Annotated in this window: 22 protein-coding genes, 8 tRNA genes and 1 pseudogene; 5 read left to right on the top strand and 26 right to left on the bottom strand. The window is 40.7% G+C overall.

Translation table 11 applies throughout. The annotated features are described in order from the left end of the window. The 6 genes from tuf to HMPREF1040_RS03130 form a co-directional block, all read right to left on the bottom strand. Window positions 1-1143, bottom strand: a 1143-nt coding sequence (gene tuf / locus HMPREF1040_RS03155) for an elongation factor Tu (RefSeq protein ID WP_007392442.1), incomplete at its 3' end; no start/stop codon positions are given. A 166-nt stretch (window positions 1144-1309) separates the two neighbouring features. Beyond that, a tRNA-Met gene (locus tag HMPREF1040_RS03150) sits at window positions 1310-1386 on the bottom strand. Between the two features lie 5 nt (window positions 1387-1391). After that, window positions 1392-1467: transfer RNA gene (locus HMPREF1040_RS03145), tRNA-Thr, on the bottom strand. A gap of 42 nt (window positions 1468-1509) precedes the next feature. Further along, window positions 1510-1585, bottom strand: a tRNA-Met gene (locus tag HMPREF1040_RS03140). A gap of 5 nt (window positions 1586-1590) precedes the next feature. Further along, a tRNA-Tyr gene (locus tag HMPREF1040_RS03135) sits at window positions 1591-1676 on the bottom strand. Window positions 1677-1682: 6 nt separating this feature from the next. Beyond that, window positions 1683-1758, bottom strand: a tRNA-Thr gene (locus tag HMPREF1040_RS03130). A 216-nt stretch (window positions 1759-1974) separates the two neighbouring features. Between HMPREF1040_RS03130 and HMPREF1040_RS03125 the strand changes: the two genes are divergently transcribed. Continuing rightward, window positions 1975-2907, top strand: a complete 933-nt coding sequence (locus HMPREF1040_RS03125) for an epoxyqueuosine reductase (protein WP_007392431.1) — start codon at window positions 1975-1977, stop codon at window positions 2905-2907. Here the strand turns inward: HMPREF1040_RS03125 and HMPREF1040_RS03120 are convergent. The 16 genes and pseudogenes from HMPREF1040_RS03120 to HMPREF1040_RS03050 all read right to left on the bottom strand — a co-directional run bounded on the left by HMPREF1040_RS03120 (window position 2857) and on the right by HMPREF1040_RS03050 (window position 17732). Next, on the bottom strand, window positions 2857-3417 hold the full coding sequence (locus tag HMPREF1040_RS03120; protein WP_036257435.1) for a YIP1 family protein: 561 nt from the start codon (window positions 3415-3417) through the stop codon (window positions 2857-2859). The genes HMPREF1040_RS03125 and HMPREF1040_RS03120 overlap by 51 nt on opposite strands. After that, window positions 3414-3830 carry a S49 family peptidase gene (locus HMPREF1040_RS08300; protein WP_007392463.1) on the bottom strand — a complete coding sequence of 139 codons (417 nt, stop codon included), beginning with the start codon at window positions 3828-3830 and terminating at the stop codon, window positions 3414-3416. Before HMPREF1040_RS08300 ends, HMPREF1040_RS03120 begins: the two co-directional genes overlap by 4 nt. Before the next feature lie 8 nt (window positions 3831-3838). Then, window positions 3839-4360 carry a S49 family peptidase gene (locus tag HMPREF1040_RS08295; protein ID WP_007392469.1) on the bottom strand — a complete coding sequence of 174 codons (522 nt, stop codon included), beginning with the start codon at window positions 4358-4360 and terminating at the stop codon, window positions 3839-3841. Between the two features lie 40 nt (window positions 4361-4400). Then, window positions 4401-5734: pseudogene (gene dnaB / locus HMPREF1040_RS03110) on the bottom strand (replicative DNA helicase). A gap of 14 nt (window positions 5735-5748) precedes the next feature. Beyond that, window positions 5749-7653, bottom strand: coding sequence for a Lon family ATP-dependent protease (lonC, locus tag HMPREF1040_RS03105; protein WP_007392445.1), 1905 nt, complete (start codon window positions 7651-7653; stop codon window positions 5749-5751). A 17-nt stretch (window positions 7654-7670) separates the two neighbouring features. Then, a complete protein-coding gene (gene rplI, locus HMPREF1040_RS03100) occupies window positions 7671-8117 on the bottom strand; it encodes a 50S ribosomal protein L9 (RefSeq protein WP_007392426.1) in 447 nt (148 codons plus the stop codon). Between the two features lie 2 nt (window positions 8118-8119). Beyond that, entirely contained in the window at window positions 8120-10135 is a 2016-nt protein-coding gene (locus HMPREF1040_RS03095) for a DHH family phosphoesterase (protein ID WP_007392449.1), read from the bottom strand. A 30-nt stretch (window positions 10136-10165) separates the two neighbouring features. Further along, window positions 10166-11047 carry a DUF2232 domain-containing protein gene (locus HMPREF1040_RS03090; protein ID WP_007392466.1) on the bottom strand — a complete coding sequence of 294 codons (882 nt, stop codon included), beginning with the start codon at window positions 11045-11047 and terminating at the stop codon, window positions 10166-10168. A 136-nt stretch (window positions 11048-11183) separates the two neighbouring features. Then, entirely contained in the window at window positions 11184-12845 is a 1662-nt protein-coding gene (locus HMPREF1040_RS03085; RefSeq protein WP_007392437.1) for a ribonuclease J, read from the bottom strand. 317 nt (window positions 12846-13162) lie between these two features. Further along, on the bottom strand, window positions 13163-13969 hold the full coding sequence (locus HMPREF1040_RS03080; RefSeq protein WP_007392433.1) for a hypothetical protein: 807 nt from the start codon (window positions 13967-13969) through the stop codon (window positions 13163-13165). Between the two features lie 17 nt (window positions 13970-13986). Further along, the gene (gene thiD / locus HMPREF1040_RS03075; RefSeq protein ID WP_141557791.1) at window positions 13987-14790 is read right to left on the bottom strand and encodes a bifunctional hydroxymethylpyrimidine kinase/phosphomethylpyrimidine kinase; all 804 of its coding nucleotides are present in this window, start codon (window positions 14788-14790) and stop codon (window positions 13987-13989) included. Window positions 14791-14801: 11 nt separating this feature from the next. After that, entirely contained in the window at window positions 14802-15299 is a 498-nt protein-coding gene (locus HMPREF1040_RS07685) for a histidine phosphatase family protein (RefSeq protein WP_007392444.1), read from the bottom strand. 19 nt (window positions 15300-15318) lie between these two features. Further along, entirely contained in the window at window positions 15319-15645 is a 327-nt protein-coding gene (locus HMPREF1040_RS03065; protein ID WP_050791353.1) for a metalloregulator ArsR/SmtB family transcription factor, read from the bottom strand. 130 nt (window positions 15646-15775) lie between these two features. Further along, entirely contained in the window at window positions 15776-16252 is a 477-nt protein-coding gene (locus HMPREF1040_RS03060) for a Fur family transcriptional regulator (RefSeq protein ID WP_007392447.1), read from the bottom strand. Between the two features lie 9 nt (window positions 16253-16261). After that, window positions 16262-17065 carry a metal ABC transporter permease gene (locus tag HMPREF1040_RS03055; protein WP_007392455.1) on the bottom strand — a complete coding sequence of 268 codons (804 nt, stop codon included), beginning with the start codon at window positions 17063-17065 and terminating at the stop codon, window positions 16262-16264. Further along, the gene (locus HMPREF1040_RS03050; RefSeq protein WP_007392434.1) at window positions 17058-17732 is read right to left on the bottom strand and encodes a metal ABC transporter ATP-binding protein; all 675 of its coding nucleotides are present in this window, start codon (window positions 17730-17732) and stop codon (window positions 17058-17060) included. The genes HMPREF1040_RS03055 and HMPREF1040_RS03050 overlap by 8 nt, the downstream gene beginning before the upstream one ends. A 227-nt stretch (window positions 17733-17959) precedes the next feature. On the opposite strand from HMPREF1040_RS03050, the gene HMPREF1040_RS03045 reads away from it, so the two are divergent. After that, complete coding sequence (locus HMPREF1040_RS03045; protein ID WP_235808629.1) at window positions 17960-18829, top strand: metal ABC transporter substrate-binding protein; 870 nt, start codon at window positions 17960-17962, stop codon at window positions 18827-18829. Between the two features lie 80 nt (window positions 18830-18909). Here the strand turns inward: HMPREF1040_RS03045 and HMPREF1040_RS03040 are convergent, their stop codons facing one another. The 4 genes from HMPREF1040_RS03040 to HMPREF1040_RS03025 all read right to left on the bottom strand — a co-directional run bounded on the left by HMPREF1040_RS03040 (window position 18910) and on the right by HMPREF1040_RS03025 (window position 20259). Next, window positions 18910-19548, bottom strand: coding sequence for a peptidoglycan recognition family protein (locus tag HMPREF1040_RS03040; RefSeq protein ID WP_007392468.1), 639 nt, complete (start codon window positions 19546-19548; stop codon window positions 18910-18912). 455 nt (window positions 19549-20003) lie between these two features. Then, window positions 20004-20090, bottom strand: a tRNA-Leu gene (locus tag HMPREF1040_RS03035). An 11-nt stretch (window positions 20091-20101) separates the two neighbouring features. Beyond that, window positions 20102-20177 (bottom strand) — tRNA-Phe (locus HMPREF1040_RS03030). A gap of 5 nt (window positions 20178-20182) precedes the next feature. After that, window positions 20183-20259: transfer RNA gene (locus tag HMPREF1040_RS03025), tRNA-Asp, on the bottom strand. Window positions 20260-20457: 198 nt separating this feature from the next. On the opposite strand from HMPREF1040_RS03025, the gene mgtA (HMPREF1040_RS03015) reads away from it, so the two are divergent. The 3 genes from mgtA (HMPREF1040_RS03015) (at window position 20458) to mgtA (HMPREF1040_RS03005) (ending at window position 26468) form a co-directional block, all read left to right on the top strand. Continuing rightward, window positions 20458-23106 carry a magnesium-translocating P-type ATPase gene (gene mgtA / locus HMPREF1040_RS03015; RefSeq protein ID WP_007392464.1) on the top strand — a complete coding sequence of 883 codons (2649 nt, stop codon included), beginning with the start codon at window positions 20458-20460 and terminating at the stop codon, window positions 23104-23106. 12 nt (window positions 23107-23118) lie between these two features. Next, the gene (locus tag HMPREF1040_RS03010) at window positions 23119-23625 is read left to right on the top strand and encodes a winged helix-turn-helix domain-containing protein (protein WP_007392451.1); all 507 of its coding nucleotides are present in this window, start codon (window positions 23119-23121) and stop codon (window positions 23623-23625) included. A gap of 95 nt (window positions 23626-23720) precedes the next feature. Then, window positions 23721-26468: a magnesium-translocating P-type ATPase gene (gene mgtA, locus HMPREF1040_RS03005; RefSeq protein WP_007392456.1), complete on the top strand. Its 2748-nt coding sequence runs from the start codon at window positions 23721-23723 to the stop codon at window positions 26466-26468. The last annotated feature ends 39 nt before the right edge of the window (window positions 26469-26507 follow it).

Below are 26507 nucleotides of genomic sequence, written 5' to 3'. Positions count from 1 at the left end.
ACCTTCACGAATAGCGAAACGTAAGCCTACTTCAATAGCAATCGGTGTAATCAATTCTACATCCATTTTTACATTATCACCAGGCATGCACATTTCTGTTCCTTCTGGTAACTGGATAACTCCCGTTACGTCCGTTGTTCTGAAATAAAACTGTGGGCGATAACCATTAAAGAACGGCGTATGACGACCACCTTCATCTTTTGTCAACACGTATACTTGTGCTTTAAATTTAGTGTGTGGATGAATGGATCCTGGTTTTGCCAATACTTGTCCACGTTCAATTTCTTTACGATCTACACCACGCAACAATGCACCGATATTGTCACCAGCTTCTGCCAAATCCAACAATTTACGGAACATTTCAACACCCGTAACAACGGTCTGTTTTGGTTCTTCTGCTAACCCTACGATTTCTACCGTATCGCCTACTTTAACCGTTCCGCGTTCTACACGTCCCGTAGCAACAGTACCACGACCAGTAATCGTAAATACATCTTCAACCGGCATCAAGAACGGCTTGTCCGTCGGACGATCTGGTGTCGGAATATATTCGTCAACCTTCGCCATCAATTCCAAAATGCTCTTTTCTGCTTCTGCGTCCCCTTCTAATGCTTTCAATGCAGAACCTACAACGATAGGGATATCGTCTCCCGGGAAGTCATAAGAGCTGAGCAATTCACGTACTTCCATTTCGACCAATTCAATTAATTCTGGGTCATCTACCTGATCCGCTTTATTGAGGTATACGACAATAGCAGGAACCCCTACCTGACGAGCTAACAAGATATGTTCACGGGTCTGTGGCATAGGACCATCTGCTGCGGATACAACCAAAATAGCTCCGTCCATCTGAGCTGCACCGGTGATCATATTTTTTACATAATCAGCATGCCCCGGGCAATCCACATGTGCATAATGACGTGCGTCTGTTTCATATTCTACGTGTGCCGTGTTGATTGTAATACCACGTTCACGTTCTTCTGGTGCCTTATCAATATCTGCATAATCTTCAAATTTTGCATATCCTTTTTGGGATAATACTTTTGTAATAGCAGCTGTCAATGTTGTTTTACCATGGTCAACGTGACCAATGGTTCCGATATTAACATGCGGTTTCGTTCTTTCAAAATGTTCTTTTGCCATTTTTCTCGATTCCTCCTTTAGGATCAAAATAGTGTATATTTGTATTTTACCATAATTTTCTTCAATTTTAAAACATAGAAACGTTTCAAATTTACAATAAAAGTAACTATGATACATAATAATAGATAAAAAATGACCCCGTTTAAAAACGAGGTCATTACTATATTGGTGGCGACTCGGAGATTCGAACTCTGGACACTGCGGGTATGAACCGCATGCTCTAGCCAACTGAGCTAAGCCGCCATGTATGGAGCTATTGACCGGGATTGAACCGGTGACCTTATCCTTACCAAGGATACGCTCTACCGACTGAGCTACAACAGCTTATTACCCTGCAAAGAACACCATAAAAAACAATAAAAAGTATGGTAGCGGGGGCAGGACTTGAACCTACGACCTTCGGGTTATGAGCCCGACGAGCTACCAACTGCTCCACCCCGCGACATTTGGTGGTGGGGGAAGGATTCGAACCTTCGAAGGCGAAAGCCGGCAGATTTACAGTCTGCTCCCTTTGACCGCTCGGGAACCCCACCAAATACTGGAGCCGACGATAGGACTTGAACCTACAACCTACTGATTACAAGTCAGTTGCTCTACCAATTGAGCTACGTCGGCTTGTTCACTAAATCAGAGAACGAATATATTATACTAATTTACATGCTGCTTGTCAACACTAAATATGTATTTTGTAAATAAATAACGTCATAACTGATTTCTATCTTATAACATCCCCTCTGCTGCCACTCGTGAATACATAGACTTATATATTTCTACTCTATATCGCATATGCTATAATAAATCCAATATAACTATACGAAAAGAGGTCTCCCCATGGAGCGAGATACAAACCTAATAAAACAATATATCTATACGTTAGGAATTCCTTGTGTTGGCATCGCTCCTGGTACATTTTCTATTCCTTCTTATCCACAAGATATATGTCCCTTAGCTGCTGGAGAAGGCGATGCACGCTATCAACCTACTACCTTATTACCTTCTTGTCAATCCGTCATCGTCTTACTATTTCCATATTATGTAAAGGATCCACATCCTTATAACTTATCTTTATATTGCCGCAGTATCGACTATCATACCATCATTCACCACTATTTAAATGAAGTTACTTGTTTTTTAACCCAAACATATCCTCACCAAGACTTTCTATCTATTGTGGATACAGCCCCTCTATCCGATCGTTATTTAGCTTATCTCGCTGGACTGGGCTTTATCGGTGACAATAATTGTTTTATTAATGAAACCTATGGTTCATTTTGTTTCATTGGCAGTATTTTAACTTCTCTCCCCCTTAAACCAGATCATCCTCAACAACGTGAATGCTTTCATTGTGGTGCATGCAAACGGTCTTGCTTGGGCCATTGTTTAGATACAGCCAAATATGATTACCATCTATGTAAATCCTATTTAACACAAAAAAAAGGCGAGTTATCGCCTATGGAAATTCAAGTAATTCAAAAAACACCGCTTGTATTCGGTTGTGATATATGTCAAGATGTATGTCCCCACAATCATGATATTCCCGAAACACCTATAAAAGAATTTCATCAATCTCGCATCGCTTATTTAAAAAAATCAGATTTACAAGAGCTATCTAACCGCCAATTTCAACAGCTATATAAAAATAGAGCCTTTTCCTGGCGAGGAAAAGGCATTCTATTAAGAAATATACAATATTTAGAAGAAATACAATCAAACTCAGAACAACGACAAAACCCAAATACCAAAAACGATCCCTCCCACAAATAATCCTATTATACATAAAATAGGAATAATCGTAGGAATAATCGCAACGACAAGTCCTTTACGCCAATTCAATTGATAATTACATTGAATGGCAATGATCCACAATATAAATGACCAGATACCCATTATAACAGAAATAAATGTACCACCCCAACTATTTCCAATTAATGGTAAGGCATATACAACCCCTCGAATATATTGTGGAATAAAAGAAAAACAACAACCCGCAAATATACCCGTAAATGTTCCGTTTTTAGTAAATAGCCGTGAAACACCATGCGTAATGGCTGCCAAGTACAAAAGCCAGAATGCTTTTCCTATGGTGATACCATAAAAATAACTATCGCCATGATCAGCCAAAATCCCCTGTGGGATCATAAATAACATAGCAAGAATCCATACCGCTATCCCTTCACGCCAATGGGATTGACTTGTGATAAGCTGAAATGTCTGATACGGGTCACAAACAACGCCATAGATATCTAATAAAATTTGCTTACCATATGATTTCATTGCATGTTTGCCTCCTTCATCAATGCTAACGGACGCACTACTTCTTGCCCATATAAGGCAAATCTATTCTGAAAAACAGCCGTAGACTGCAACTGTCCATGAACCCACTGTTTCCAATTTTCCATATCATCATACGTAACAATACAATCATCATCACTAATATGTAATTTCTTTTTTGTATAATTTAATGCATCATAATAATTTCCTAATTCATCAATAAGTCCCAACGCTTTTGCCTGTGTTCCCGTATAGATACGCCCATCTGCTAACGGTTTTACAACGGCAGGATCCATGTGTCGGCCCTTAGCGACAACCATAACAAATTGATTGTACATATCATTAACCATCTGTTGTGTTATTTGTCGTTCTTCCGGGGTCATATCGCGAAATGGGGAAAAAATATCTTTATGCATACCCGATTTTATTTTTCTTCATGTACCCCTATTTTTTTGCTCAGTCCTTGTACATCATAATAAGACATATATACCCCGATACTTCCCGTAATCGTCGATGGATTAGCAAAAATTTTATCACCATAAGTGGCTAACCAATATGCACCTGATGCTGCCGTATCCCCCATAGAAACAATAATGGGAATGTGTTTATCCTTAGCTCGTTGTAATTCACGGGCAACTTCTTGTGTCGCCGCCGCACTTCCCCCTGGACTATCTAATCGTAATAAAATAGCCCCTACTTGTTCGTCTGCTGTCGCTTCACGAATTTGTCGCATCAACGTTCCCGATGTAGCCGTAGTAGCACCAAAAACGGCTCCTTGTTCATTCCCCCCAACAATCGGGCCGTCTATCGTAATCAAGGCAATTTTTTTCTCAGTCGAACAAAAGACTCCCCTTTTATCCATTTGCATTGCCACAGATACTATTGCTAATACCAATAACACACAAAGAATAATTCCCGTAATATATACCTTTTTATTCTTTTCCATCATACCCTCCATGACATGATTCTGTACATAAGCTCACATATTACATACGTTCTTCTTGCCTAGTATCTAAATCCATAAACAAAGTAAATTCGTTTTTAAAGTATAATTTTACCGACCCAACTGGTCCATTACGATGTTTAGCAATAATAATTTCTGTAATATTTTTATCCACCGTTTCTTTATCATAATAATCTTCCCTATATAAGAAAGAAACCACATCCGCATCTTGTTCCAATGCACCCGATTCACGCAAATCACTAAGCATTGGCCGTTTGTCTTGACGACTTTCTACGCCTCGACTTAATTGAGATAACGCAATAAGTGGTACTTTTAATTCCCTAGCTAAGCTTTTTAAAGAACGGGAAATTTCAGAAATTTCTTGCTGCCTACTTTCAGAGTTTCTCCCTTGCATCAATTGTAAATAATCAACAATAATTAAATCTAATCCATGTTCTGCTTTATGTCTTCGTGCCCTAGAACGCATTTCTGCAATAGATATACCCGGCGTATCATCAATATAAATAGGCGCAGTATATATTTTTTCACATGCCTGCCACACATTTTTCCATTCATCATCACTATAAATTTGCCCCGTACGAATTTTTTGCGAATCCACATGCGCTAATTGACAAATCATGCGTTGCGTTAATTGTTCCGCTGACATTTCTAATGAAAAAAATGCAACCGATTTATGTAAACGTACGCCCACATGTTGTGCTATATTCAAGGTAAAAGCGGTTTTCCCCATACTAGGACGTGCAGCAATTAAAATTAAATCAGACGGTTGCAATCCGGAAGTCATCCGATCAAAATCTCTAAACCCCGTAGGCAACCCCGTTAAGCCCGCTTTATTTTCATATAATTTTTCTACCTGCTTGACCACTGTTGAGACAACTTGTCCAATCGGAACTAAAGAATCTTTGTTTTGATTATCCGCTAATTTTAAAATTTTTGTTCCGCTTGATCCATCAACTCTTCCGTACCTTTTTCTCCACTATATGCTTCAACAGATAATTCTGTACAAGTAGATATCAAATCGCGTGACAATGCTTTTTCGCGTACAATATTGGCATGATAAGATAAATTCGCGGCTGTTGCAACTACATTAGGTAAACTAAGAATATATTCCAATCCACCTACATCATCCAACTTTTTCATCTTTCGCAACTCTTCAGGCAGCGTAATAATGTCAACTTCTTGCTGATTTTTATACAACCGTTCCATTGCTGTAAAGATTATTTTATGAGTATCTCTATAAAAATCACGTGCCCGCAATTTTTCCAAAGCCGTAATAACCGCATCTTTTTCTAACATCATTGCTCCTAATACGGCTTGTTCTGCTTCTACATTTTGCGGGGGAATTCGTTGATCCATCAATCGCCCTCCTATTATACCAACATTATTTTTAAAATATCTTGTATTGTTTCAACAGACCGAATATCCAACTGTAAATGTCCCTCTGGTATATCCATCTCATTTTCTTTAGGGATGATTATCCCTTTCATTCCCGCCTGTTTTGCACCATATGCTTTTTCAAAAACACCACCCACTGGTTTTACCTTACCTTGTACCGAAATTTCTCCTGTAACAGCATAATCTTGCCGAATCGGAGTATTCATTAAAGCGGAAATTAACAAGGTAGTTATCGCACATCCCGCAGATGGACCATCAATATTTCCGCCCCCAACAAAATTAATATTCACATCATAATCCGATAATTCTTTTCCCGTAATTTGACGTACTACGGCAGCGGCATTAAACATAGAATCTTTAGCCATCGACCCCGCCGTATCATTAAAGCGATAATATCCTTTTCCCGACTGATGTGCTGGAAACGCGATAGCTTCAATTTCTAATGCCGATCCCAAATAACCAGCAACGCCTAAGCCAAATATTTTTCCTACGATAGGCGTATCCGATGCTTTTTTTACTGCATAAGGAACGAGTCTACTAATTTGTGCTACTCGCTTAACATGTTCACAAGTCAATAAAATATTATCTTTATCTTTTTTTTGATATACCGCAACACCATAGGCATCAGCTAAAATATTAACGGCCTTTCTCCCTTCAACCGTATATAACGCAATTTGTTCCGGTACCCCTGCTTCTATAGTAACGCCTAACTGTACTGCTGCATTTCTCACAATTTTTTCAATATCCTGAGGTACTAATGGCTCAAAAAACACTTCTGCACAACGAGATCGAATGGCTGGATTAATCTCCGATGCGTCCCTTGTCGTCGCCCCAACAAGAATAAAATCCGCTGGTGCTCCCTCACAAAATAATTTTCGAATATATTCTGGCACATTAGGATCCGTTTCATCATAATAAGCAGAATCGAAAGACACTTTTTTATCTTCCAATACTTTTAATAACTTATTAAGTAACATCGGATCCATTTCCCCAATTTCATCAATAAACAATATTCCACCATGTGCATCTGTAACTAATCCTGGTTTAGGTTCGGGAATTCCTGTATCTGCCAAATCCCTTTTGGCACCCTGATAAATGGGATCATGCACAGAACCAAGCAAAGGATTAGTCATATCTCTCGAATCCCAACGTAATGTCGTCCCATCCGTTTCAATAAAAGGAGCGTTCTCTTTAAATGGAGTAAATGACATTTTCTTCGCTTCTTCTAAAATAATACGGGCGGCTGTCGTTTTCCCTACCCCTGGTGGTCCATACAACAATAGATGTTGAGGATAAACCGATGCAAGCTTACTTTGCATCGCCTCCACAGCACGCTCTTGTCCAATAATATTGCCTAATGTTTTCGGACGAACTCGTTCCATAACAGACTCTGTTAATTGAACTGTATCCAATTTTTTCAATTCTTCTAATTTTCGTTTTGTTTGTGGCGTTTCCACATCTTGTGACTCTTCAGAAATAATCTGCATCTTAATTTCCTGGACATATTCTTGCTGTTTTTCTTCCATACGTTGTGCTATTTTCTTTTCTAATCTTTCTTCAACAGCTTGCCGTGCTAACATTTCTGCCAAAACCGACTCTAAATCATTCAATATATCTACGACTTCATTATCATCTGGAATACGATCGTACGATGTACTTTCATATACCAACCGTTGTAATCCCACTAAACGTTGCCGTGGATCTTCTGAATGAATGTACGTTAATGCAGAATATTTGCTAGCCCTAAGCACCATTTTTTCCGAGCCAATAAGTCCCGTAAAAGCACCATATAAAACATTTACTTGCCGCCGTAACTCCTCTTCTGCCGTTGGTTCTAAATATTTATGTCGCTGTAATAATTTATCTAATAACTCTTTCATAATGCTCCCCTAAAAATTCAGCCTTCTACAACATGGATTTTTATCACACTAGTAATGGTAGGATGAACACGAATAATCACCTCATAAGAGCCTAGTCCTTTAATTGCCTCTTTCGTCTCTATTTTCTTTTTATCTAATATGATATTATACTGTTCTTTCGCGGCATCACAAATTTGTTTTCCCGTGATAGTACCAAAAATTTTTCCACCTTCGCCTACTTTAACAGGAATAGTTAGTTCTACTTTTTTTAATTGACTTGCTAATAAAACCGCTTCATCTTTAGCAACCTGAGCTTTATGTTGATTGGCTTCTTTCTTTTGTTGTGCATCATTGATATTTTCCCGTGTTCCCGGTGCAGCTAATCTTCTAGGCAATAAAAAATTCCGCCCATATCCTTCTGTAACTTCTACAATTTCACCTTTTTTTCCTAATTTTTTTACATCTTGTAATAATATAACCTTCATTCTCACTCATTCTCCTTCTCTATATCATTTATCAATAATTTCTGTATTACATCACGTACTGCTTGTTGTGCACTTTGTATCGTTTGTCCTTTTAGTTGAACACCTGCCACTGTCCGATGTCCACCCCCACCTAACGCCTCCATAACTAGTTGTACATTTATTTCTCCTTTAGACCGTGCACTTACCCCGATATTATCATCTGGTAATTCATAAAAAGTAAAACTAGCTTGTACATGATCAATATTAATTAATGTATCCGCACTTTGTGCTGCTAAAATAGTCGCATTTTTAACCCCTTTAGGGCATACAGCAAAAGCAATGCCCCCAGAAATATGTGCCTCTGACAAAATCTTAGCCCGATTTTTTAATGTTTCAAAATCCGAACTAAATAATTCTCTAACGATTTCTGGATCAGCACCACTTCGCCTTAAATAAGCAGCTGCATCAAACGTACGTACGCCTGTCTGTACGGCAAAATTTTTCGTATCAACAATAATACCTGCATATAATGCCGTAGCTTCTAACTTATCTAATTCCATATCTTCTTGATAATATTGAAGTAATTCCGTTACCAATTCACATGTCGAAGAACTAGACGGCTCTAAATAAGTTAATAATGGTTTTTGAATAAAATCTGAGCTACGACGATGATGATCTATCACTACCCTTTTTTCCGTCCGTTCTATTAACCGTGGTGCCACCGTCATATATGGACGATGTGTATCCACAATAAACAATAAAGTCCCCCCATCACAAATTTCTTCTGCCATTTCTGCCGAAATAAACAAATCCTTATATTCTGATTGTTCGCTAATTTGCACTTTTAATCGTTGTATTGCATCAGTTTGCTTACTTACCACAATATGAACTGGTTTATTGGCTACATATGCCATATGTGCTACACCAACAGCTGCACCAATACTATCGTAATCTTCTCGTTCATGTCCCATAATCAGGATACGTTCACTTGTATCTACTAATTCACGAATAGCTTGTGCTACTACTCGAGCTCTAACCCTAGTGTTTTTCTCTACCGATTTTGTTTTACCTCCATAAAAGTGCGGGGTTCCATCTGCTTCATATACAACTGCCTGATCTCCCCCGCGCCCTAACGCTAAATCTAATCCTGCCTGAGTCTTTTCGGCTAATTCATTAAAATTAGCCTGCCCTTGAATAACCATATCTTCGGTAGCCGCAGCAATCCCCATGCTAATCGTAACAGGTATACGATTTACCGTATGAATCGAGCGAATTTTCTCAAAAAAAGAAAAGTTATCTTCTTGTAAATACGATAAAGCTTTATAACTCATACAAGCAAAATATTTCGCATTCCCATAAGCACGAACAAATCCACCTAAATTTGTCAATTCATCAATTAAACAATTATTAACATTTGTCCATAAGGTGGCCTGTTGCACGGGCGATAATCCCTTTCCAACTTCCTCCATGTTATCAATTTCAATATCACAAAAAACGGGAATCGTTTCTAAGCAATGCTTTTTCTGTATTTCCGTTTCACTAATATCTTCAAAATATAAAATTAAATAATTATCATCTATATCGTCTTCAGTTTGTAAATATTTATAAACAACGCGATAATAACGGGCTCCAATTTGTTCAAAAAAATAGCCAACTTTTCCCCAACATTTATCCATATCTAAATGAGGCATTAATTGACTAAGTTCCGTTTCTTCACATGCATCACCCAGCCAATCACGAAAAACGCTATTCGACCAACATACGTTCGTTTGCATATCAATAATAGCTATTCCCATCGGCAAATTTTGTACCGCATAAGTAGAGGCTTGATCCACACTTTGCGAAATAGAATTTAGTAATTGCCTCATTTCTAAATTGCGTTCATTACTACTTTTTCGCATCAATAAATAGGCACCTATACTTACAATAAGTGCTAATAAGGCAACTACCCAACTATATATATAAACAACTACTAAAAGTCCAATAGTAATCCAAAAAAAAGGTTGTTCTGTCCTTTGTGATAATATTTTTTTCAACATAATAAGGTCTCCTATATGTGATAACAGTCCTCATTTTTTACGATAATTAGCGACCATACTAATTGCACCAAGAATAAATGTAATATACGAAAATAGAGGCATACAAAAAAACAGAAACAAACACAAAACTTGTACCCCTTTTCTTCTATATTTACGATGCAACATACTAAATATACTGGCTAACCCCTGAACACTAACAAAAAAGAAAGAAACTTGCATAAGATTAACACCTACAACATATACCCACGTAAGCGACAGCACATCTCCCCAGTATTTAATAATTAAAGACAATATATATAAGTATAACACACCCCACCCAATTTCCCAACTATGAATAGGGGCAAAAGGGGCTACTTGTTTGGGTCCACGCTGTGCTAAAAAGAGGCCAAACTTATTCACCACATATGCCAATATAGACATGATAACAATACCTGTCCCCGGCAAAACATACGGAATAAGTTGCACGATTTCCTTTACTTCTTTCGCTGCAATCAAACGATCATCTTCGATAGCCTGAGATACACCATATTGAGATACAGCCATCTGTAAAATTTTTTGGCTCTCTTGTTGTATTATCGTCAAGATAGATATAGATTCAAACCATTGCATGCCTATACATAATAGTCCAATACATACACACATATATACCATTGTCACTACCCATAAACGCGAAGAATGCCACTGTCTATGACTCCCCCAAGCCACAAGTGCCCCGCTCCCCCATCCAAAAAGCACCAGACATACCGCAAATGCAGGAGGCAACCACTGTGCTACGATAACCATAGCTATCATCCCCAATAAGGCAGTTCCAGTCCATCCCATTTGTTGTTGTAGGCCGATTACCAAGATAGAAAATAGTACCATACAAGGGATACTGATAAGAGGCATACTTCCACACAAAAAAGCTAACAATAGTATTCCTCCAATAAAACTTATTCGAGATCTCAGTGATATTCCTTTCATAATACTTATCCTCCATTAACAATAATATAATGAGTTATCTATATAGTAAACAGCGGAGGCAAAGGCCTCCGCTGTTTACTTATCATTAGACTTCCATAATAATCGGCAAAATCATCGGTCGACGTCTCGTTTTTTCATATAAATATCGACTCAACGTATCCCGAACTTGAGATTTTATCGTTGACCATTCCTTAATATTACCTGCTTCACATCGTTCTAAAACAGCCGTCACTCTTCCATGTGCTTCGTCCATCAACATTTCCGAATCACGTACGTAAACAAAGCCCCGCGAAACAATATCTGGTCCCGCAACAACATGACTAGTTCCCTTAGCCAATGTCATCACTACAACAACCATTCCTTCCATCGCCAATTGTTGCCGATCACGAATAACAATATTTCCAACATCTCCAACGCCTAAGCCGTCAACAAAGACTCTCCCTGCATTAACACGCCCTGTTTTACGACCACTTCGATTGGTAAATTCAAAAATTTGACCATTATCGCCGATGAGAACGTGATCTTTTTCAACTCCCATCATGACTGCTAAATCACCATGTACACGTAACATTCGATACTCTCCATGTACAGGAATAAAGTACTTAGGCTTAATCAATTCCAACATAATTTTTAATTCTTCTTGACTTGCATGACCAGAAACATGGATTTTTTTATCTCGACCAGCCACTACATTAGCCCCTAATTTTAACAAATTATCAATCGTACGGGACACGCCTGTTTCATTTCCAGGAATTGGAGTTGCCGAAATAATAACCGTATCACCAGGCATAATCGTAACACTACGATGGTTATTCACAGCCATACGAGATAAGCCGGCCATTGGTTCTCCCTGACTCCCGGTTGTCAAAATCAACACTTGATCCGCTGGATAACGATTTAATTCATCCGGTTCAATTAGCATTCCTTGTGGTACTTCTAAATATCCCAATTCAGTAGCAATCTGCACATTATTGACCATACTGCGTCCCAATACAGTTACCTTTCGTTTAAACTGTGCCGCCGTGTTAATCGCCTGTTGGATTCTAGATATATTTGATGCAAAGGTAGCTAAAATAATACGCCCCTTAGCTTCACGAAAAGCTTTGCGAAATGCATCTCCTACAGTTGTTTCTGACTCCGTATACCCTGGTCTTTCCGCATTAGTACTATCGGACATCAACAATAAAACACCACGTTTTCCCAATTCGGCAAATTTATGAATATCCATTTGCAATCCATCAACAGGCGTTAAATCCATTTTCCAATCGCCCGTATGTACGACAGTGCCTACAGGTGTTTTAAAATATAATGCACTAGAATCCGGAATCGAATGATTAGTGTGAATAAAACCTACTCGCATAGAAGCAATCTGCACTTCATCACCATGATGAACCTCATGCAAGGTATACCGCGAAATATGATTTTCCTTTAATTTACCTTCAATAAGTCCACAAACTAACTTAGTAGCATATACGGGCACATTCACTTCATTCAATAAATATGCCAAACTTCCTATATGATCTTCATGTCCATGAGTGATGACAACAGCCCGAACCTTATCCCTGTTCTCAATTAAATAACTGATATCAGGAATGACTAAATCAATACCAAACATATCGTCATCAGGAAAAGCCAGTCCCGCATCAATAACAATAATATCATCACCATACTGAATGACAGTCATATTTTTGCCAACTTCACCTAATCCGCCCAAAGGAATGATCATCAATTTTTCCTTTTTAGCCAAAACATATACCTCCTATATAAAATAAAAACGTTTCATTCTTTATGTCCCCGTTTTAATATTGCGTAAAAAAACAACTGCAAATTTCCGTACCAATACAAACAGCAAGGGACAATAACACCATAAAATTACTCAACAGTATAATTCGAAAATACTTTATCTATTCTATTTTCCTCTATTTTTTTTACGCTGTCAACTATTTTTATGAAACTTTATTTTGTTAAAAGGAGCTTTTTTATTTGTAAAGAGGATTAGAAGGTGAAAGGGGTACAGCTACTTTTTTGACCGCCTTCGGAACAATAATAGACTCTTTTTTTCCTTCACGATAATCTGCAAAAAAAGCGCACACGACAATTAGCCGCAATCTGACTAATCAAATTATATCCCGCTAAAGGAATGTTTGTTTTATATCCCAAATTCGGTGCTTGCATAACGATCAATTGCACAAATGGTGTAAGGTCACCTTCTATATGAACAATATGTTTAGTTACTGGATCAACACGAACATACATAACAATCTGTATGTTCTGCATCTGTTTCTGTAAAAAAGCTATTTTATCTACCTGCATTGCCATCATGCCCTGTGTTTGTTGAACCTTCTGCAACACTTTTGCAAAATAAGATGGTCCTAATACAAGTCGATATACATTAGGTTCTATTTGCATTACATCGGAAACAGATTGCCAATCAACAGCAGCATTCATTTGCTTTTTATCCATTATATTTAAAACAGGTACAGTAAATGTTACCCATTTTCCACCATACATTTGAGGCACCTTATAATAAAAAGAATACAAATTTCCCTTTTTTTCACCCCACATAGGAACAGAAATATGTTCATTCACTACGCCAAAAAAATGAGCGTCTACTACTCCGGTGATATTTCCCTTCGCATCCATTCGCACATTTAACTGCCCATATCCATTACCTACAACAGGCATCTCTACGGCCATATTCACTTGCATTTCCATTGGTTGCCAATTAACATTGTGTTGCACAATTTGCTGCCAATCAGTGGCTCCCACGGTTTTATCAGCGGCTTGTATATGTAATGCTCCTACCATACCAATAACCACTACGGCTATCCCCATACAAAGATATCGGAATATTGTTTTACACGTCGCCATAAATAAGCCCTCCTTTTTTATTCCCATCCAGCCTGATGATAAAGATAGTAAAAATGTTGAATCGGTCCATTTCCCTTGCCAATATTAGGAGCATGCAAAATTCCTTGAAAAACATATTCTTTCGCTGCTTGAACTGCTTCTACTACACGTTTTCCCATTGCCAAATTCGCTGCAATAGCACTAGACAAAGAACATCCCGTACCATGTGTATTCGTGCTATCTAAATGATCGCCTTTTAAATAATAAAATTGAGTGCCATTATATAGCACATCAATAGAATCCGCTACACGATGACCACCTTTAATCAATACCCACTCTGGTTGTAATTCCTTAATTTTTTTAGCACTTTTTTCCATATCTTCTATTGTCTTTATTTCCATATTTGACAACACTTCTGCCTCTGGGATATTAGGCGTCAACACATACGCTTGCGGAAGCAATTCTTGTACAAGTGTACGTTCCGCTTCAGCTGCTAACAACCGATGTCCACTCGTTGCAACCATAACGGGATCAATAACCGTAAAACGAGGCTTGTATTTTTTCAATGCCTGTACAATAACATGAATCGTTTTTGGATTACTTACCATACCAATTTTAACCGCATCTACTGACATATCATCATACACGGCATCAATTTGTGATGTAATCAACTGTGGTGGCACATCCATAAAATCACGTACGCCCTGTGTATTTTGTGATACTACTGCGGTAATAACATTAAATGCAAAACAACCATGAGCACAAATCGTCTTACAATCCGCCGCGGCGCCGGCCCCACCCGACGGATCTGTTCCAGCAATCGACAATACTGTTTTCATCATCATTTCTCCTCCTATATATTTTTTCCTAACAACCAACGACACCCACCATTACTAATATATACACTAAGTTGCATATTGCCTTTTGCCATATCATCTTTCTTCAAATAGGTCAAAACAGCCATATCCGCAGGTTCAAAAGGTAATGCAATACCCGACCACTGCTGCACCCACTGATTAACATAAGGAATATGTCCCACAATGCATACATTTTCTTCCGTTGATGCACCTAGTAACTCCCGTTCTATCTTTTCTCGATTTCCCGTGGCAATTGCTTCGTGGACGCCCACTAAAGCCAACGGCAATGCAGTACGAAGATACGTAACTGTTTCTATTGATCGTTTATAGGGACTCGCCCAAAGACGAATAGATTCTCTTTTTAAATATTGCTCTAATAAACGCCCCACTTGCTTAGCTTGTTGTATTCCCGTGGACGACAATACTCGCTGTCTATCAGCTGTATCCAAGGTAGCCGCTGTTGCTTCGCCATGTCGCATAATAAAAATACGCATATAACCTCTCTTCCATATATTAAAATTCTGAAACATGTTCTATGCCAACAGAAAGTAATGTGAATACGTGGTCATCTGCTAGCGAATAATATACAACCTTTCCTTCTCGCCGAAAAATAACTAATCCTGCATCACGCAATGTCCGCAATTGATGCGAAACAGCGGACTGTTCCATATGTATCAAGTCAGCAATATCACGAACACATAATTCATGATTCATAAGAACTTGCAAAATACGTAATCTTGTAGGATCACCTAAAATTTTAAAATTATTGGCTAATACTTGAATATATCGTTTCAATCTCTGCTCATCATGCTGAAATAAGCCCTCACTTAACGCTTGCATAGCAATCTTCTTGGACTCTTCTTGCGTCACCGCTGTTCCCCCTATCCATTATATATCCATCTTATGAAACATATTATACCATATTCATACATTACGTTCTTTGATAATGTACTATATCATGCTAGATAATCTATGCACTTTCCGTAGCAGCTAGCGCCTCTTGCAGTCGTTCTTCTTGACATATTTGACAATATCCATAGATTTCTAAATGATGTCCTGCAATTTGAAAATGTGTATTCTGAGCTAGTATATTTTCAAAATCAGACAATGGACAGTCTGCAATTTCAACAATTTGATGACACCGCAAACAAATCAACCGATGCGTATGCCCAGAAGCCCGTAATAAAAATCCATACGTACGAGAATTTGGTAATAAAGTCTTAATGATAACTTTTTTCTCTGTAAACATTTCTAAAATACGATATACCGTTGAAAAATTAATGCGATGCTGATCACCAATTAACTGTCGATAAATGGTTTCTGCTGTTAATACCCCTTCATTTTCAATAAACATATGCAATACCATATTCCGTGTGCGTGTACTCTTCAATCCATATCGATGCAAATAATCTCGATAATCTTCGCCCATGTATTTTTTATTAACCATGTATGTCCCTCACTTTTTTCCCAATGTAATAAACTCTTTACTTATAATAACAACTACCAGCATAAGCACAGAAATAATCGCAGTCATCCCACCTGGTGCAGTATTAAACCAATACGAAGTAACTAACCCAACTAGAATATCAAAAAAGCTAAAAAAGATCGCTATTACCATTGTTTTTCGGAATCCTACATGTAATTGCAATGCCGTGGCAACAGGTAATGCAATTAACGAACTAATCACTAAAATTCCCACAATACGAATAGCAACCGAAACCGTTGCTGCCACTAAAACAGCAAACACGTAATTAATAAGCCTACTATGAACCCCCGCAATCTGTGCGCCATCTTCATCAAACGTAAGTAACAACAAGCGAGAATACAATACACAAACCGTCACTAACGTGGCTATACACAAAACACCTACAGCCAAAACATCTGCATATGATACAGTTAAAATACTCCCAAACAGAAATGACTCTACGTTCGCATGTACATGTCCTGAACTAATAATGGTAATCGCAATACCGACAGACAACGATAAGACGATAACTAAAATTAGTTCTGCATACCGTTTAAATTTATTTCTCAATATTTCAATTAAAATTCCAAATACAGACGTAAACACAAATGCACTAACAATCGGATTAATTTGAAATAGCAATCCTGCAGCTACCCCAGCTAACGAAGTATGCGCCAATGTATCGCCAATCATAGCATAACGACGCAACACTAAAAATATCCCAATAATGGGGCAAACAACCGATATCAATATCGAAACCATAAAAGCATTTTGCATAAACGTATATTCAAACATTAGGTTCACTCCCTACCTTATGATGCAAAAACTCTTGTACATATTCACGTGATGTACAAATGTGTGCCGCTCCATCGGCAACATGAATCATTTTCATAGCATAATGCACAGCAAATTTCAAATTATGTTCAACCGTAATAATGGTAATTCCCTTATCTTTATTAAGCGAATGAATAAATGGATATAATTCCATTTGGCTAGGCATATCAATCCCCGTAGATGGCTCATCGAATATCAACACATCCGGATTTCCCAAGAGAGCTCTGGCAATCATCACTTTCTGACATTGTCCCCCCGATAAATCCCCAATCAAATGGTTTCGTAAATCAAAAATTTTTAAATTATCCAAACACATTTTGATCGTCGTTTTATCCTTTATATGCAAGACTTTTCTATAACAATCTAATACTTCATAAACAGTAATAGGAAATTGACTATTGAGAGATTCAAATCGTTGCGGTACATAAGCACAGCGGTTCCATTCCCTTTTTATATATCCTCTCGTTGGTGATAACAGCCCTAATAAAAGCTTTACCAATGTGCTTTTACCACTACCATTTTCACCTACAACAGCCGTATATTCCCCTTTATTAATAGTAAAATTAATATTTTTCAATATATATTCTCCATTACCATATGTAAAATATACATTTTTAAACAAAATCATAGATTACCCCTTTTATCAATATACAAAAATATACACTTTTACACTTACATTATATAGTCGGCCATTACAAAATGCAAGTTGTTTGCATTTAGTTGACGTTCTTGTCATAACGTGTTATGATATCTATCGCAATGCAAATGCATTTTATTTGCATTTAATAAAAAGGAGGGATATATATGTTAAAAAAATGGTTATCCGCAGGTATCTTAACAATTGCAGCTGCATTCATGCTTACCGCATGTGGGAATCAGGAAGCACAAAATACACCAGCAACTCCTAATGCGGAAAAATTGCAAGTAGCGACGAGCTTTAATGCGATGAAAGAATTTGTAGAAGCTGTAGGAAAAGATAAAGTAAATGTAGTTACTATTATTCCCGATGGAACAGAGCCTCATGATTTTGAATTAACCACCAAAGACATGAAATCCTTAAGTTCAGTCAAAGTATTTGTATATAGCGGATTAGGGATGGAACCTTGGGCAGACCAAGCAATTCAGTCAGCGAACAACAAAGACTTAATCACCGTAGAAGCATCAAAAGGCATCAAAGCGATTATGAATACGGATGAAGACGAAATTAAAGAACACGGTCAATATGATCCGCATTGCTGGTTAGGTCTAAATGAAGCACAAATAGAAGTGCAAAATATTGCGAATGCATTAGCTAAAGCCGATCCCAAAAACGCAGATTTTTATCAAAAAAATGCAAAAGAATATATTGTTCAGCTCAAAACATTACATGATCAATATGCTTCTAAATTTGCAAGCGTCAAGAAAAAACACTTTGTAACTGGTCATGCTGCTTTTGCTTATTTATGCCGTGAATTCGGACTAGAACAAAACAGTGTTGAAGACGTATTTGCCGATGGCGAACCAAGCCCGCAAAACATGACGGAACTCGTAAAATATTGCAAACAACATAAAGTAAAAACAATTTTTGCAGAAGAAATGGTAAGTCCCAAAGTATCTCAAACATTGGCAAAAGAAGTAGGTGCACAAGTACAAACAATTAACACCTTAGAAAGCAGCGAAGGTGGAAAAACATATATTAATGCAATGCAAGAAAATCTCGATAAAATTTTTAAAAGCTTACAATAAATTTTCTTAACATAACTAGCACTTTATAACAACAAAAAATCTGCAGCCACATGGTTGCAGATTTTTTTATTATATTTCAATTATCCCTGTAAATAATTAAAAGCTACTTTTCGTAAATTATCTAATTGTGCATAAAGATGATCGCCTGGACACTCCGTCTTATTTAAATCGCGATGTCCAAAAATAGTATCCTTTCCTGGTACAATATCATATAAACTACAAACATACGCAATTAATTTTCCCGCCGTTTCTAACTGCCTATCGGTTGGATAATACTCTTGAAAATTTCCAATTGAACAGATACCTACCGAATCAGAATTATAACGATAACAGTGTGCTCCAATCATCTCAATAGGTCGCCCCTGTTCAATACTCCCATCTTTATGAATAATAAAATGATAACCAATACCAGCCCATCCATTTTGTAAATGCCACTGATGTATTTCCTCTGCCTTTGCTTCCCGATTCGTTCCTCCTACGTGATGCATAATAATTCTCTTTGTTTCAAGCCGAGGCTGTAATGCTTCAGCAAAAACTAATTTGGGACGATGAATGTGCAATTTCACCTCTTCGGACATCGGTTTTGTTTCATCAATGATCTTTTGTATATCTAAACCACTTGCACTTGCGATCCCAGGAAGTAACGCTGATCCAACCGTTACACTCACAATTGATAAAAATGACTTACATAAAAAATCCTTACGACTTACATCTCTCATAATAAAAGCCTCTACCCATACTAAAAATTCTAATTACTCCTATATTATACCACTAGCAATAACTACTGTCTAAGAATTGTTATTATTTATAATTGAATGAATAAAAACAGGTTGTATCACTATTCAAGTACATAGCTGAAGATGTTATTATTGCCCACCACCATGTCAGAAGCATCAAGCATTAGTATCGTAAGTAAGGAAAATGTCTACTTGCGTAAAATATCGCTAAGCCATGAGCCGTGATTATAAATAGCTCCCCCCATTTTAATACTTGGCAGTAATTCAGATTACACCTATGATGAAAACCGATGTTATTTTTAAAATGCAAAATATTTTTAAATTTTATGCTAATTAACCTCTCTCCATATGACAACTATTTCAGTTAAACTGTCATCAACATATAATCAAACAAAAAGAGCGTTTCTCGAATTTCTCGAGAAACGCTTATTTACTATTGGTGCGGTCGATGGGACTTGAACCCATACGAACAATATGTTCACTACCCCCTCAAAGTAGCGCGTCTGCCATTCCGCCACGACCGCCTGTACTTATTTGGTGCTCAGGGACGGAATCGAACCGCCGACACGGGGATTTTCAGTCCCCTGCTCTACCGACTGAGCTACCTGAGCAAATATGGCGACCCCGATCGGATTTGAACCGACGATCTTCGCCGTGACAGGGCGACATGTTAAACCGCTACACCACGGGGCCATCTCATACTTTCCTCCGAAGCCACAGCTTCGAACAAGAATCATTTTACCATGCAACCTAATATTTGGCAAGTCTTTTTTCCGCCTTCTTGCCCGGAACAAGGGAAGCAAGAAAAAAGCAAGATTTTTCTTATATTATTTTGGACAATCCGTGTTACAATAAGGATAATCATTGATAAAAAGAAAGGATGAACGCCATATGGCACAGGATTCTCATGACGCCCCCGATTTTGCCGCCATGTCGGGCGACGCCGTATTGCAACACCTGCAGGTAACCCTTGACGGCTTACGCCCGGAAGAAGTCCGCCGCCGCCGTACGCAAGACGGTGAAAATACGTTTTCGCAGGCACCTGCCGATACCTTATGCTATCGTATACGCTGTGCATTTATTAATCCTTTTTGTATTATTTTGGCCATTGTCGCCTTTATTTCGTATGTCACCGATTCCTATACGAACGGCTTTTCCGCCGGCGGGAAAGTAGAGGCGGGCATTATTGTCATCATGATTGTCATCGGCGGTCTGCTGCGATTTTCACAAGAAATAAAAGCCAAACATGCAGGCGACCAATTACGCGCCTTACTCCATACGACCGTCACCGTACGGCGGCAAGGCAAGTGCTGCCATATTGCCCATACGGAACTGGTCGTCGGCGATATTGTCCTGCTCACGGCCGGGCAAACCATTCCGGCGGATATTCGCTTATTACAAACTGCCGATTTATTTGTGTCGGAAGCCGCCCTGACCGGCGAAAGCCGCATTATAGAAAAAACGGCCGCTCCCGCCGCACCGGCCGCCGGTCGTACTGCGCCCGATATAGCCTACATGTCCACGACGGTTCTCTCCGGCACGGGACTGGGTGCGGTCATTGCCGTCGGTAACCGGACCCGATACGGAAAAGCCGCCCGGGTGTCCCGCCCGTTTAAGGACAGTTTCCAAAAAGGCACCCGCTCCATTTCCTATGTCATGTTGCGCTTTATTTTTATTTTTATTCCCCTCATTTTTATTTTACGGGGTCTTCCCGATCACCATTGGAGCAGCGCCTTGGCCTTTTCCCTGGCCGTAGCCGTAGGCTTGATTCCGGAAATGCTGCCCATGGTCTTAACGGCCTGCTTGGCCAAGGGAAGTATTTCCTTATCGCACAAAAAAACGATCGTCAAAAACTTAAATACGCTCCAGGGGCTCGGCAGTTTGCAAGTGCTTTGTCTGGATAAAACGGGCACCTTAACTCGGGAAAATATAGTTCTCGAATATTTTATGGATATTTTAGGCAAAGAAAGTCATAAAGTCCTGGATTTGGCCTATATCAACAGTTTTTACCATACAGGCATTCGCAATCCCATAGACACGGCCATTTTGTCCTGCGCCGCCATGCCTCACCGCACCGACTATTACCGCACCTTAACCGAATATTATCATAAATTGGCGGAAATTCCTTTCGATTACACCCGTAAAATTGCGACAGTACTGGTGGGCGCCCCCAAAAAACACCCCGTATTGATTGCCAAAGGAAATTTAAAAGATATTTATAAACGCTGCACCGCCGTCGCCTATGAAAACAAAACCTTGCCGATTCGCAACGGTTCTTTTGCCGATGTCTATACGATCGTACAGGATATGTTGGAAGACGGCATGAAAGTCATTGCCGTTGCCGTCAAAACGTTTCCGAAAGGCACGACCGTCATCCGTCCGCAGGATGAAAAAGACTTAACCCTCCTCGGGTATATTGCCTTTTTCGATGCGCCCAAACCGTCGGCCCGCATTTCCCTGGAAGAATTAAAAGCCCTGCACATTACCCCCAAACTGCTGACCGGCGATGCCGAAGAAATTGCCAAATCCGTCTGCCGTCGCGTCGGCATTCCGGCGCAGCATATTGTCAGCGGGGCGGACTTACAGGACCTGGATGCCGCGGCCTTCGACGCAACGGTACGAAAAAACACGGTGTTTGCCGAACTCAGTCCGGAACAAAAAGTGCAAATCGTCCAAAGTATCAACCGTCAACCGGCCATGACCGGCTTTATGGGCGACGGCATTAACGACATGCCGGCATTACTGGCCGCCCATGTGGGCATTTCCGTCGATACGGCCGTACCGGCCACAAAAGATTCCGCCGATCTCGTATTACTGGATAAAGATTTACAAATTTTGGCAACCGCCATTAGGGAAGGGCGAAAAACCTTTACTAATATGTTAAAATATTTAAAAATTACGGCCGGCTCCAATTTGGGAAATATTATTTCCGTCGTCATGGCCGGACTTTGCCTGCCCTTCCTGCCCATGACGTCCCTGCAATTGCTGCTGTTAAATTTATTTTATGACGCCCTTTGTATTGTCCTGCCGTGGGATACGGTCGATGAAGAAGATATTGCCTATCCGAAAGACTGGTCGGGAAAACATTTGGGCAAATTCATGCTGCTATTCGGTTCTATCAGCGCCGTCTTCGACGGCATTACCTTCGCCTTTCTGTACTACATGTTCATTCCGCTCGTCCTGCATTGTCCCGTTTTTTCCGCCGCCCTGCCGCCGGTCCTGCAGGAACAATATATCCGCTTGTTTCAAACCGGCTGGTTCCTGGAATCCTTATGGACGCAAATTGTCATTTTATATTTTTTACGGACCTCCAAAATGCCCTTTATTGAAAGTCGTCCTTCTTGGCAGGTCATGAGTGTCACCCTGGCGGGGCTCTTCGTCTTTACGGGCCTGCTCTTTACGGTCGGCATCCCCGTAGTGGGTTTGGTCACCATGCCGGCTCCCTACTTTGTCTTTTTACCGGGAATTTGTGCGGCGTATATTCTCTGTGTCGGTGCGGGCAAATATATTTATATTCGAAAATACAAAAAATTACTGTAAGGAGGCGGTTCGGTGAAAAAACATATCAGTATTATTCGCTTGGATCCGGAATTGGAAACCGGGCTTATTGCCCACTTACAACACGCCCATCCCGACTCCCCCGCAGCCCGTACGCTGGCCGCGGATCTACAGGAATTACTGCGGGGCACCTTACAATCCGTAGTCCTGGACGGCACGCCCGCCGGCGCTGCCGACGCTTCCGGTCCGTCCCCGTCCGCCTTACGGCTGGGCGCCTTGACCATCTCCGCCACGTCCCATACGGTCACCCTGCAGGATCGCCCCGTCAATTTAACGCCCAAAGAATTTGATATTTTATATTTTTTAGCCCGCAATCGCGGTCAAGTATTTACGAAAGAAGAAATTTATACTGCCGTTTGGGGTCATGCGTATGTATATGATGACAGCAATATTATGGCTTTTATTCGCAAATTACGAAAAAAAATAGAAGTCCAGCCGGACAGTCCCCAATACATTCTGACGGTCTGGGGAATCGGCTACAAATTTAATGACCGTTTCTGACCGATAACAAGAAAAACGCAAGGATTTAACCATGTTAAGTCGTTGCGTTTTTTTTTATACTACTAACCGGAGAAAATAAAAAGGAGATGAGGATCATGAAAAAAATTTTTTCTACCCGTACGACCGCCCCGAAGGCGGTATATGCGGCTAAATCCGCCCTTGATTTTGCCGCCATACATCCCGTATCGGACACGCTGCAACGCTATGAAACAACGCCCGAAGGCTTACCGGAAACCTTCGTTGCCGCCCATCGGCTCAAATACGGGTCCAACAAAATCGAACACGGAAAAAGTAAAACACGGTGGGAATTATTGCGAAATGCCTTTATTAATCCGTTTACCGTTATTTTAATCTGTTTAGCGTTAATTTCCGCCGTTACGGACATTATTTTTCCTATGTTTTCCTTGTTCGGCAATACGCCGGCCGATACCAATCCCGTTACGGTACTGATTATTGTCATTATGGTAGTGATTTCCGGCATCTTGCGCTATGTACAGGAATCCCGCAGCGACAATGCGGTCGGCAAACTTCTGGACATGATCAGTGCCACCTGTACCGTCCTGCGGCCGCAGCAACCGCGCCGGGAAATTCCCATGGATACGGTCGTAGTAGGAGACATCCTGCATTTATCCACCGGCGATATGGTACCCGCCGATTGTCGCATTGTAACCGGCAAAGATTTTTTCGTCAGTGAAGCCGCCCTGACCGGCGAAAGCGATACGGTCGAAAAAGTTGCCGCCGTCAATCCCTTTCAAGAACGCATGACGGCGTACACCAATATCGCCTTTATGGGCAGCAATGTCGTATCCGGCCAGGCTACGGCCCTGGTAATCGGCACCGGTTCCCGCACCTTGTTCGGCGCCTTGGCCGCCAATCTTACGCAGGCCCCGGTAGAAACGAACTTTACGAAAGGCGTCAACGGCGTCACCCGCGTATTAATTCGTTTTATGCTGCTCATGACGCCCGTCGTCTTTGTCCTGAACGGGCTTACCAAAGGGGATTGGTTGCAGTCCTTATTATTCGGCATTTCCATTGCCGTCGGTCTGACCCCGGAAATGCTCCCCATGATCGTCACGGCCGCCCTGGCGAAAGGGGCGCTGTCCATGAGTAAAGAAAAAACGATTGTCAAAAATTTGAACGCCATTCAAAATCTAGGCGCCATTGATATTCTCTGCACCGATAAAACCGGCACCTTAACCCAAAATAAAGTGGCTCTGGAATATCATCTTAATGTCTCCGGTCGGGAAGATCCGCGCGTCCTGCACTATGCCTATTTAAACAGTTATTTTCAAACCGGCTATAAAAATCTTATGGATATTGCCATTATAGAAAAAGCCGCCGAAGAAATCGACGCGTCGACCCTGCAGGAACGTACGGCGCACTATGAAAAAGTGGATGAAATTCCCTTCGATTTTAAAAGACGACGCCTGTCGGTAGTCGTGCGAGACCGTCACGGGCGGCGACAAATGATCACCAAAGGCGCCGTCGATGAAATGACCGCCATTTGTACGACCGTGGAAACGCCGCAGGGAATCCGTCCTTTATCCGACAAAGAAATTGCCGCCATTACCGCCGTAACGGCCGACCTAAATAAAAAAGGCTTTCGTGTATTGGCTCTGGCGAAAAAATCCGATCCCCCGCAAGCCGGTATTTGTACGGCCGAAGATGAACGGGAAATGACCCTCCTCGGCTATTTGGCCTTTTTGGATCCGCCCAAAGAATCGGCCGCCCGGGCCGTCGCCGCGTTACAAGACTACGGAATTGAAACCCAAATTTTAACCGGCGACAACGAATATGTTTCCCGTACAGTTTGCCGGCAAGTCGGCTTAGATTGCACGAGCCTCTTATGCGGCGACGAAATCGCCGCCATGACGGACGACGAACTGGCCGCGGCCGCCGCCCGCACGCAAGTCTTCGCCCGCCTGACGCCGGATCAAAAAGTGCGCGTTCTGACGGCCCTGCGAACGGCCGGCCATACAGTCGGCTTTCTCGGCGACGGCATTAATGATGCGGGCGCCATGAAAGCCGCCGATGTGGGCATTTCCGTCGATACGGCGGTGGATATTGCCAAAGAATCGGCACATATTATTTTATTGGAAAAAGACCTGACCGTCTTGGTAAAAGGCATTATTGCCGGCCGAAAAACCTACGCCAACATGATAAAATACATAAAAATCACGGCCTCTTCCAATTTCGGCAACATGTTTTCCGTCTTAGTCTCCGCCGCCTTACTGCCCTTTCTGCCCATGATGAGTCTGCATTTGCTCTTATTAAACCTCATTTACGACTTATCTTGTACCGCCCTGCCCTGGGACAATGTGGATGCGGAATACCTGCGCCGGCCGCGTCCGTGGGACGCCTCTTCCGTCAGTCGGTTCATGCTTTGGCTGGGACCTACGAGCTCGATTTTCGACATTACCACGTATTTAGTAATGTACTTCATTATTTGCCCGCTCTGCACCTCGCACGGCATTCTCTATAACGAATTGCCACAGCATTTTTCCGGAGCCGCTTTAGCGGCGCATCAAGCCGCATATGCCGGAATGTTTCAAGCCGGTTGGTTTATAGAATCCATGTGGACCCAAACCTTGGTCATCCATATGCTGCGCACTGCCAAACTGCCCTTTCTCCACAGTAATGCCTCGTTCCGCCTGTCCTTTTTAACGGCCTGCGGCATCCTCGGTCTGACCCTCATTCCTTATACGCATATGGGACAATCTATCGGCTTTTTACCGTTGCCGGCAGGCTTCTTCGCCTACTTAATTCCGTGTGTCGCACTCTATATGGGCCTCACGACGGGCATCAAAAAAATATATCTGCATCGTTACGGGCAGTTATTATAACCGCTGTAGAACCTGTTGCGCCTGCCGTCCGAAACGGCA

Origin of the sequence: Megasphaera sp. UPII 135-E, assembly GCF_000221545.1 — a bacterium.
GTDB classification, from domain to species: domain Bacteria; phylum Bacillota; class Negativicutes; order Veillonellales; family Megasphaeraceae; genus Megasphaera; species Megasphaera hutchinsoni.
The sequence above is the reverse complement of the archived record's forward strand: the minus strand, read 5'-3'. Positions and strand labels throughout refer to the sequence as shown.

Bases quoted from the DNA above. Each gene is read 5' to 3' on its own strand.
- HMPREF1040_RS03125 (WP_007392431.1), top strand. From the start codon at position 1,975: ATGGAGCGAGATACAAACCTAATAAAACAATATATCTATACGTTAGGA.
- HMPREF1040_RS03120 (WP_036257435.1), bottom strand. From the start codon at position 3,417: ATGAAATCATATGGTAAGCAAATTTTATTAGATATCTATGGCGTTGTT.
- HMPREF1040_RS08300 (WP_007392463.1), bottom strand. From the start codon at position 3,830: ATGCATAAAGATATTTTTTCCCCATTTCGCGATATGACCCCGGAAGAA.
- HMPREF1040_RS08295 (WP_007392469.1), bottom strand. From the start codon at position 4,360: ATGGAAAAGAATAAAAAGGTATATATTACGGGAATTATTCTTTGTGTG.
- lonC (WP_007392445.1), bottom strand. From the start codon at position 7,653: ATGAAAGAGTTATTAGATAAATTATTACAGCGACATAAATATTTAGAA.
- rplI (WP_007392426.1), bottom strand. From the start codon at position 8,117: ATGAAGGTTATATTATTACAAGATGTAAAAAAATTAGGAAAAAAAGGT.
- HMPREF1040_RS03095 (WP_007392449.1), bottom strand. From the start codon at position 10,135: ATGTTGAAAAAAATATTATCACAAAGGACAGAACAACCTTTTTTTTGG.
- HMPREF1040_RS03080 (WP_007392433.1), bottom strand. From the start codon at position 13,969: ATGGCGACGTGTAAAACAATATTCCGATATCTTTGTATGGGGATAGCC.
- thiD (WP_141557791.1), bottom strand. From the start codon at position 14,790: ATGATGAAAACAGTATTGTCGATTGCTGGAACAGATCCGTCGGGTGGG.
- HMPREF1040_RS07685 (WP_007392444.1), bottom strand. From the start codon at position 15,299: ATGCGTATTTTTATTATGCGACATGGCGAAGCAACAGCGGCTACCTTG.
- HMPREF1040_RS03065 (WP_050791353.1), bottom strand. From the start codon at position 15,645: ATGCAAGCGTTAAGTGAGGGCTTATTTCAGCATGATGAGCAGAGATTG.
- HMPREF1040_RS03060 (WP_007392447.1), bottom strand. From the start codon at position 16,252: ATGGTTAATAAAAAATACATGGGCGAAGATTATCGAGATTATTTGCAT.
- HMPREF1040_RS03055 (WP_007392455.1), bottom strand. From the start codon at position 17,065: ATGTTTGAATATACGTTTATGCAAAATGCTTTTATGGTTTCGATATTG.
- HMPREF1040_RS03050 (WP_007392434.1), bottom strand. From the start codon at position 17,732: ATGATTTTGTTTAAAAATGTATATTTTACATATGGTAATGGAGAATAT.
- HMPREF1040_RS03045 (WP_235808629.1), top strand. From the start codon at position 17,960: ATGCTTACCGCATGTGGGAATCAGGAAGCACAAAATACACCAGCAACT.
- HMPREF1040_RS03040 (WP_007392468.1), bottom strand. From the start codon at position 19,548: ATGAGAGATGTAAGTCGTAAGGATTTTTTATGTAAGTCATTTTTATCA.
- mgtA (WP_007392464.1), top strand. From the start codon at position 20,458: ATGGCACAGGATTCTCATGACGCCCCCGATTTTGCCGCCATGTCGGGC.
- mgtA (WP_007392456.1), top strand. From the start codon at position 23,721: ATGAAAAAAATTTTTTCTACCCGTACGACCGCCCCGAAGGCGGTATAT.